The sequence below is a fragment of the Longimicrobium sp. genome (genome assembly GCA_036389135.1).
GTDB lineage: Bacteria > Gemmatimonadota > Gemmatimonadetes > Longimicrobiales > Longimicrobiaceae > Longimicrobium.
Genome location: DASVQP010000059.1, coordinates 55315 through 64419, shown reverse-complemented (window position 1 = coordinate 64419; position 9105 = coordinate 55315). Strand labels below are relative to the sequence as shown.

Sequence of the window (9105 nt, the reverse complement as noted above, 5' to 3'; positions counted from 1 at the left end):
GGTCGAAAGACCTAACCGGCGCATATCAGGCGGATTCATCGTCGTTTTGGCCTTGGGGGCGCCCCTCCTACCATATCGTGGCGGCGCGTAGAAGGTTGCCACACGCACCTTGACACGGGTGCCCTTCCATATCAGGGGCAGGGCTCACCCGTCGCTGACAGCCATGCCGCCGCGATCGCAGGCCACCGCACCGAGCAACCCGCCTGCTCAGTGGCGAGCGCGAGGGCTCGTTCTGCCCTGACTGCGACCGATTCACGAACCGCGCTGAAACCGTGCATAAGATCGTTCTCTTGCGGGTTGCCGGCCCGGGCACACCGGCGTGCGTCACATCAGCCGCCGGGAAGGACAGTGTAGTCGCGCTGCCGCTGGAGATCAGACTTCTCTTGTTCGGCGAGTTTCAGGTTCTTCGCCTTCTTCGCAGTTCTGGAAGGCTTCTTTTTCTTCTCTCCGGAGGACGCGCCTCCCAGATCCTCGTCGGCCCCTTCGCTCGGGCGCTTGATACGGCGACGCCGCTTCGCCACCAGTTCCAGCGCTTCTTTCCCATCACTGTCCGTTCCCAGCGCGACGGTGACCATCTTCCGGTGGTACCGCAACGCACCCATGACATGCTTCAGGCTCGGACGTTCGCAACAAGAGCGAGCCGTGTAGTCGATCAGACCGAGCAATGGATCCATGTTGGCAATCAAACCGTCTGTCAGCTCCAGCACTCTCTCCGTCATCTCTAGGTCTGCCGATACCCCGAGGTCCAGATCCGCCAACCCAATCGCGGAATCGCGCAGAGCGTCTGCCACGTGCTCGACTGTCTGATAGCGACCCAGCTCTACGTAGCTTCCACCCAGCGTGGTCAGCACGTCCGGTATGTGCTTGAACGTTTCTTCGGGTGCGTATTCATCCACGAGGATCACAGCGGTCGGCTTGCTCGGCTCCGGATCTTCCTCGAAGAAACGCGCGTAGAGCGGGTTCATCGCGAGCATGAACTCCGCGATGAGAGCCTGGCCCTCGAGACCCGCACGGGCCACATGATCGAAGACCACGGCGCGAACACGACAACGTCGCACCTCCGCGGCGAGCACCTCCCCGATCGTCGTTTTGTCGCCCATCCTGAGTTCCCATTGTGTGAACTTCACCTGCAAAGCCAGAGCAAAAACGGAGAGCAGGTCTCGCGCTGACCGGATACCGCGATGCAAGCGCACGACGACGACTCGGTCTGGAACGCCTCTATTCCGGTGTGTCTCCGTGAACTGCCGGGCGAATTCCCGCACCAGAACAGATGCGCCCACTCCTACGACCGCACCTTGCAGGTACAGCGGCGTTCCTTGTTCGACCGAATAGCCGAGGCGGCGGACTACTCGCTTGTGTACCGCTTCGTTAAAGACGAGCGGACGAGTCCGTCCGTTGAGATCGAAGGCAGCGCTTCGGACGCTCGACTCGGCCCATCGAGCCAAATCACCAGAGCTGTTGATCGAGCTGCTCAAGTCCAGCGGTGCAGACCCGACGTGGGTACCAGGGGTTACCAGGTGAAGTTTGGGTGCTGGGCTTGGGTCCGTCGATCCGTTTGTAGGCATGGCATTCCCGTCGTGGTTACGCGAAGGGGTCAGGGATCTCGGTTTCGTTGACCTTGCTCGGCAGCCTCTTCGCCTCGCTCCCGCGGCTCGGTGCTGGGAGCGAGCGCATCGAAGGCGAGGCTAGAACTGAGGCAGCAGAGAGAGGAGCATGCGGCATCGCGGCCGCAATCACCTCTCCCTCCACATCGGCCGCGTCTAACCTGATTGCTTGATCTCCGGCGAGAATAGCACGCTCGGCCACCCCAGCTATGTGCGCGTCGAACGCCGCCTCGAGCGCAGCCGCTTCCGCCAGATCCGGTGGGGGATGGTCCACGTCGTAAACTGGAGCGCGGCCGATGTAGCGGAGCGACCCATCGGCCGCCGGTGCGGAGAGGTATCGGTATTCGTATTCGTTTGGGATCGAGTGGACGAATAGCCGAGAGCCGATGGGTACTGTCTTCAGAGCCGGGCACCAATAAGGCAGATTACCCACCTCAACGCCGAAGATCTGGCGCTGGCGGACCTCGCAGGGGAGCAGTGTCAGCAAGCGAGCGATCGCTTCGGGAGACGTGCCACTCAGCCCGCGGGCGCCTACTGCTCGCTCGAAGTGGATCGCCGGAGGCAACCCGGTGGACCGGTTGGGTACGGCTCGTTCTTCTAAGGCAACGTGTTGGACAATCGCGTTCTGCAGCTGAGCCGGTGTGAGAAGCAGCTCGGTCGCCCAGCGAACGGGATGGCGACCGCAGAGCGATCCCGGCCAGCGGGCCAGCACTCGCTTCAGCGTTTGGAAGCTTCGCTCCAACTTCCCTCTCCCTTCGGGGGTAGCCGGCCGCGAGAATGCATGCCGCATCCCCACATTGACGACGGCACCCTGGACGGCGTTGCTCCGAAAATCCGAACCGTTGTCGGTATAGATTCCTTCGGGGATGCCGTACCGAAGACAGGCGAGGAATAGAGAGGCGAGCGTCTGAATTGCGTTAGGAGGTGTCAACCAGATCGTGACCCCCACCGTCAGGCGAGTACAAGCGTCCATCCAACGCGTGATGCAGATCCCCGAGCGATTGCGCCGTAGCACCCCATGCCGGCGCCTCGATTCGACCGCGACTTCGAACTGGAGATCGAAGTCTGTGAGGCCCCTCGATAACTGCGGGTGCTCCGGGTCGAGGTGCTCGAAATTGACGAATGTGTGATCGCCGATCCACCACTGGTTCGGATAGGCCACCTCTCTCAGAAGCTTCGATCGATACGACACGCTCGCGAGGGGACCGCCGCGCGCGTCCATTCGTTCGGTGTCGATCAGCTCGGTCGAAAGGATGCGCTGGATGTGCCGCACAGTCGCGATGGCGCCGAACTCCGATCTGAGATCACGGGCAACGTCGGCCATGCTAGCGTTCGGCTGATCCGTATATTGGTCTTTGATCCACTCTTTGTGCTCGGGGAGGAGCTTGCGTCGGCGTTGCACACCCGTGGGATATCGCTGCCGCAGGTATTCGTCGACAGTTCGCTCTGCACGTCCAGCGGCCGCATCCTCGGTTTGGCCATCCGTAACCTGTGCGAGCCATCGCCGAACAGTGCGATCGGTGAGCGTTGCGAACCGGCGCAGGTCTGAGGTCGGAAGCTCCCCGAAGGCATCAGCGATCTCAAAATCTCGAATGCCACAGGTGGCTCGCCGTACCAATTCCGCACACCTCGCCGGTGTCATGTATCCGCTGAGTACCGGCGCGATGAGCCGAGCTCGGAGCCGAGCGACGACGAGCCCGGCGGGAATCCGCTCATGGCCGACTACAGTGCCGAAGGGGATGCTCGAATGGGGCTGATCATCATTCGGAGGATCAACCGCATCGGTTTCCACATCCGCATCGAAGTCAGCGACCGGCGCGACCGTATCGGGCGTATCGGGCGTATCGGGCGTATCGGGCGATCTCCCCGGCACCCCCACGGGCAGTCTCGACTCCCACTCATCCGCGAGCATCGTCATCCGCGTGATGACTGCCTCAACGCGCACGGGGCTGCGGCGCGCGATGCGGCTTGCACTGCCTGGCTTAATCGTTTGCTGCAGAGTATTGAGATCGTTGTCTGACAAGGCTCCATTACTCTGTAGCCGTGCTGCGATTTGGATGAGACGATCACGTGCTTGGACGACCAGGGGAGCTGTAGGCGCTTTGTGTTGCGTGCTCCGACTGGATGCGCTCACGCCGACGGCAGATGGTGTGGCAACAGGCTTTCTGCTGCCAGCGGCCCGCCGCCAGAACCCGTTGTATGTGGGCATCGGTCCCGTGAGTGCTCTCGCCTCGAACGCGCCGACCACGGCGTCGTACCGCGCACGGTACCCGCCGTCGACGCTATCCGCGACCCGGAACACGGCTTCCCAATTGATCTCAGCACCAGCCCTCGCTCGTGCCATCCTGCCGGTGCCTCCTTAAAGAACACAGAACCGCCGTCACACGTACGTGCCGTTTCTGCGCTCGGTGTTCAGATGACGTCCCCATCATCAATATGCGAAACGCTATGGCTACGCAAGCATTTTCTCACCACATGCGCACACAAACTGTCGCCCTGCAATTGTTTGCATGTTTCATTTCAGGAATGTGACTTTCCCATAACGGTAAACTTCAGACATCCTCACGCGAGCCACCGCATCATTGTCAGTGACAGATCGAGTTCCACAATCGGCGCGCTCTACATAAGTGAACTACCGGAGTTCTGGCGTAGCGCGCTTAAGTCCTGCGTGCCTCCGCCTGACGTGCCGTTTCTTTCGTGGGCCTTAAGTTCCGGCACGAAGCTTGGGCAGCCTCCAGAGTCGCGCTTCAGAAAGGGCGGATTCGGCGCCGTTGCTCATTGCGCGCAGGGGCGAGCTGCTACATCGTTACCGATGTCACAGCGCCTTCTGCTAGCTATAGGTAGCGGACACGTACTCGCCGAGCCGCAACGTCGTCGCGCGTGGCTCACCGGGCGAATAGTTTGGCGGCTCGTGCAGGGGCGCGCGTACGATCTGTGGAGCCGCGCTTAGTCACGCATTCGACTGGATGGGGAGGTCTTTTCGAGCGTTGTGCCTGTGCACCACTTCTCTGGGTTCGATCTGCCCCTAACTCCCGCATGCTAGATCTCGACAATGCTCTAGGGTCCATCGGTGCAGAGCAATCGCTCCTCCTGTGCTACTCGGCGAGCTTAACGCACGTGGAGCACGCGTTGCTGCACCGACTGCAGCGCGAGGGCGTCGGGCGCGTTACCCTGGTCATCGACCCACGCGGGTACAGCGACACATTCGCTGAGGCCACTGCGGTGACCGGCCCGGGGGTGGACTATCACCTGGCCGCAGTGCACCTACCAACCGCCTCCGCGGTGTTCCATCCCAAGCTCTACATGCTCTTCCACGAAGCAGGCGGAACCCTGTTCGTGACGAGCGCCAACCTCACGCTCCCCGGCTGCCGCCGAAACGCTGAGGTAGTGGACCGGCTGGATCTGTTCGCGGATGGAACCGGCGACGCGCGAGCTCTGCGGCAATACGCCGGGTTCCTCAACGATCTGGTCGTTCTGGATCCCTCCCTCCCCTCCGCAATCCGGGACGAGATCACGGGAGCTGCGGAACGGATTTGGGCACTCCTCCCTGCCGAGGTCCCGCAGACGGGACCAGAATTCCTCCACACGTTAGAGGCCCCGCTACTGGATCAGATCGTGGCGCGTGTTCGCCGCGAAGACGTGCAGGAGATCGTCGCGGTATCTCCGTTCTTTGACCAGCAGAGCGCGGCGCTCCGGCAGCTGGCGGAAGCCTACCCCGACGCCGCACTGCACCTTCACCGCCGCCCAGCCAGCGACAACGAGATCCACGGAGGGGCACTGCGCACGCTCAGGCAGCGTCTACGGGTTTACAACTTCGCCCTCGACGATCCCGGTCCCGCGCGCCCGCTCCACGCGAAGTGGGTGCTTCTCCGGGGAAGGACGCGCGGGTGGCTGGTGACGGGGAGCGCCAACCTGAGCGCCCCCGCCTGGCTGCATTCTGCGCTCGACGGCGGGAATGTGGAGGCGGTCACGTTTCGTACTCTCGATGATCTGGAGATGTGTGAGCCGCTCCTCGCCGCTCTAGCCGGGGCCGAGGTGCAGGACTGGGAGCGGCTCCGGCCACAGCGGAGACCGGACGAGTCACCCTTCGCGGCGCCGGCCTTTCGCGTCCCGGAGGTCCGGCTCGTGGGGAACAGGATCGAAGCACACGTGCTCCATCTCAGTGCCGCGGCGGCCACGGCCGAGTACACTATCGAGTTTCCGCCCCCCATAGGGATGTACCCGCTCACCCGGCTTAGATCTACCCTGAGCTCAGCCGACCTTTGTGCGTACGACTGCGAGGCGCCCGAAGCCGTCCTCCACGCCGAGACACCCTGGCCCGTGGCCGTCCGTGCGCGCACGGACGAGGGCGAATCGGCCCCGGTGCGCGTATGGCTTCACCGCCCAGTCACACTGGACCGTGACGCGGACGAGCGGGCGCTCCGCCGGGCACTTCGTAGTGTGGAACGCCGAGGGATGTGGGCCGAGGCGGGAGACCTGCTCCGGGTGAGCGATCTGCTTGCCCGCCTTGCGTCCCAGGTCGCGGAAATCCAGACGTCATCTCTCACCGCCGCGGCGGCTATGGGAGAGGCCAGCAGGGGCGGTGCCGGAGGGCGCGCAGACCCGCGGGTGCCGTCCGAGCGCTGGGTAGCCGGCATCACACCCGGGGAGGGCGGATCCCCGGGAGGCACGTCCAGCACCTCGGAGCCGGGTGCGCTCCTCGAACGGATCGTCGCGAGCCTCCGCGCGGCGTGGCGCGGGCAGCTCGACTCGGAGGATGGCGATTCGCGTGGAGATCTACGGCGGCCGGACGACACGACGGCTGACCGTGAGGCGGATGACGAGCCCACCGTGGAGGTGATCCCGCCGCTCCGGGCCTCCGATGTTCGCGCATTGGTCAAGCGCCTGTGGGAGATCGGTGAGGAGATCACACCTCCTCCGAATGCACCCGTCCAGATCTCGGCACGCGGCCGGCTGACCCTGGCACTCGCAGACTTTGCGTTCTTTCTGTATCTGCGCCTCGAGTCGAACGAGACGGACCAGCAGCAGGAGGTTCTCGCCTTCCTCCGCCATTGGTTCCACCGTGCATTCGCCCTGGAAGGCTTTGCGCTGGGTGCCCCGCACGGGTGGATGGCGCAGGCCTGGATGCACCCAGCGACACGGAAGGAGATGGTGCGGGTCTGGTCGTCGCGTGCGACCTCGGTGCCCATGGCGGCGCTGTTAGGCGCCACCCTGGCGCTTCCGTGTAGTGATCCGGAGTGGACCGCTGGGGCGGAGGCATCCCTGCTCGCAGGCTTTCAGTTCGTTTCCGGAGTTCGGACCGAGCAGCACACCGAAGGATGGATGGGCGCGCTCCGCGAGTACGCACGGGCAATCGCGACGTCGCCGGGCGCTCCGCACGCGGACGCCATCCTAGAGGAACTACTCACCCCGGCTCATGGTCCCGCTGCGCTGCTCCGGCTGGCCGCAGCCTGGGCCCCGTTGATTGCCCGCCAGGAGGGGAAGCTCCACTACACGGTCACTGGTGATATCACCCCGCCTCCCCAGCCCGTCCAGCGGACCTTCGAGCGACTGCTCGCCCGGCGGCCACCGGCGGTCGCCCCCCTTTTCATCGGCGCGAGCGGACAGCTGTGTTGCGGTGGCTGCAGCATGGCGCTCCCTACTGCGGACGCGGAAACCGCGCTGCGCACGGCGGAGGTGCAGCAGTGCCAGCAGTGCAGCCGCTTTCTGCTTCCATTCGACTTTCGGAGTCCCCTCGTCGGCGCCGTGATCGACATGCTTCTCGCCACCACGGAGGTGGACCGCGCATGAGCTTCCCCTGCTGGACCCAGCGCGGCAGTGGCCTGGAGGAGCACCGCGGGCTCGCGCCGCTCGGTCTCGAGCCCGTGGGCCGGCGCTTCATCGATGAGCTGATGCCAGGGCTCACCGGCGCCACGGTCAACGTACGGTACTACTCCTTCTTCGCCTGGGCGCTGTGGACCTTCCACCAGCAGACAGAAGCGGGGGCCTTTCCGCGCACCGAGGAGCGTCAGGCCTGGTGGCTGGGTCGGATGGAGAACCTGTTCCGGTTCGCCACTCTGTACGCCGAACCTGGGAAGAACGGGATCGTTGGCGTGGACGAGGCCCGCACCATCCCGCTCCGCTCGGACAATCCCTCCGCCCCCGTTCCCGTGGGCCGTGCGCTCCGCGCCAGCGCCTTCGTGCCGGCTTACTACCGCGCGAGCTTCCTGGCGCTGGGCTGTGCCGAGCCGGACGGCCGCGCGTTCAGCCTGACCCTTTCCACGGGTGTGCCGCTGGGGGAGGCGTTCCACCGGGTAGTCGAGTCGGTCCCCGGCGCGGACGAGGAGCGCCGGCTGCTCCTGGCACCGACCGACACGGTCCCCATGCGAGTGATTCAGGTGTTCGCGGACGTGCTCTGTCTGCGCCCCGTTCCGGTGGATGATCCGGAGAATGCACTGCTCGCGGACCTGCTCCTGCGCGTGCGCAGCCGGCGAGAGCGCCCGGACCTGTTTGCCTCCGACCGCGCCCGAGCGCGTTCGCTCACCCTCCTCTTGGAATTGCTTCGGCAGGCTGGAGCACCTCTGGAGCCCGAGGATTTCCACGCACTCTTTACCTCCGGACGCTTCGCGGACGGGCGCGTACCTGAAGTCTCCCCCCACTTGGTGGAGACGTGGACCCGCTGGCAGCGCTACCAGGAGCGGGAGCATGAGCGTGTCGCGCTCTATGCGCTGCTCCATGCGGCGGTTCCGGTCATCCAGGGATTGCACGCCGAAGGAAGGGCTGCGGCGACGCGCACCATCACGCAGCGCCTGTGGGAGAACGCGCGAGATTCCGGGATCGTCTTGGACTGGCTGGGGGAATCGCTCTCCGGTGTGTCCGTGAGCGACGCCCAGCGCCGGCTTCTCGATCGGTATGACCCGACTGGAGTCGATGAGGAGCGGGGCCTCGAATCGCTCTCCCACGCGGTACAACACGCTGGTGAGGGCGGTGAGGTCGTGGGGGGCGCCATCCTGCTTCTCCTGCTCATCACCGCCCACTGGCGGACGGTCCGGCCTGGCGTACCAGAATGGGCCCGCCAGACGCATCTTCGTGGCGGGGCAGGCCGGATCTCCCTGGAGGTACTCTCCGGCGCGTTTGACGCACAGGCGGATCGCCCCGTCGAGGAGGCGTTCGGCTGGGTGATGGAGAGCTGCGTTCTGGGGCAGGCGATCCGCGTCGCGGTGGAGAAACTCGCGAGCCGCGCCTACCGCTTCTTTCTCGCCATGGGCGATGACGGCTTTGAGATTGTGCGAAGGCCGCCCGACAGCCGGTTCTACTACCCACCTCGAATCCGACCCGCGTTCAGCCTGATGACGGAGCTCGGATTGCTGGAGTCTGTGGAAGGGCGTGCCGTTCAGCTTACTCCCCACGGAGAGCGCTGGCTCGGGGACGCTCAGCGGGTGTTGGATGAGGAACATCGGACGCGGAAGGCGTCCACGTTGTTCCCGGAAGGCTTCAAGGCGCCGCTACGAGGCGCGTGAGT

4 protein-coding genes are annotated in these 9105 nt (G+C 64.7%); 2 read left to right on the top strand and 2 right to left on the bottom strand.

The genetic code is table 11. The features are described 5' to 3' along the window. Positions 1-329: 329 nt before the first annotated feature. Both VF584_14110 and VF584_14105 read right to left on the bottom strand, forming a co-directional pair. The gene (locus VF584_14110) at positions 330-1475 is read right to left on the bottom strand and encodes a hypothetical protein (GenBank protein HEX8211304.1); all 1146 of its coding nucleotides are present in this window, start codon (positions 1473-1475) and stop codon (positions 330-332) included. Positions 1476-1581: 106 nt separating this feature from the next. Beyond that, a complete protein-coding gene (locus VF584_14105) occupies positions 1582-3627 on the bottom strand; it encodes a hypothetical protein (GenBank protein ID HEX8211303.1) in 2046 nt (681 codons plus the stop codon). A gap of 1106 nt (positions 3628-4733) precedes the next feature. On the opposite strand from VF584_14105, the gene VF584_14100 reads away from it, so the two are divergent. After that, entirely contained in the window at positions 4734-7394 is a 2661-nt protein-coding gene (locus VF584_14100; protein HEX8211302.1) for a hypothetical protein, read from the top strand. Further along, positions 7391-9103 (top strand): hypothetical protein, encoded by a 1713-nt coding sequence (locus VF584_14095; GenBank protein ID HEX8211301.1) that lies wholly within the window; start codon positions 7391-7393, stop codon positions 9101-9103. The genes VF584_14100 and VF584_14095 overlap by 4 nt, the downstream gene beginning before the upstream one ends. The last annotated feature ends 2 nt before the right edge of the window (positions 9104-9105 follow it).

Coding starts and splice junctions, on each gene's coding strand:
- VF584_14095 (HEX8211301.1), top strand. CDS start 7,391: ATGAGCTTCCCCTGCTGGACCCAGCGCGGCAGTGGCCTGGAGGAGCAC.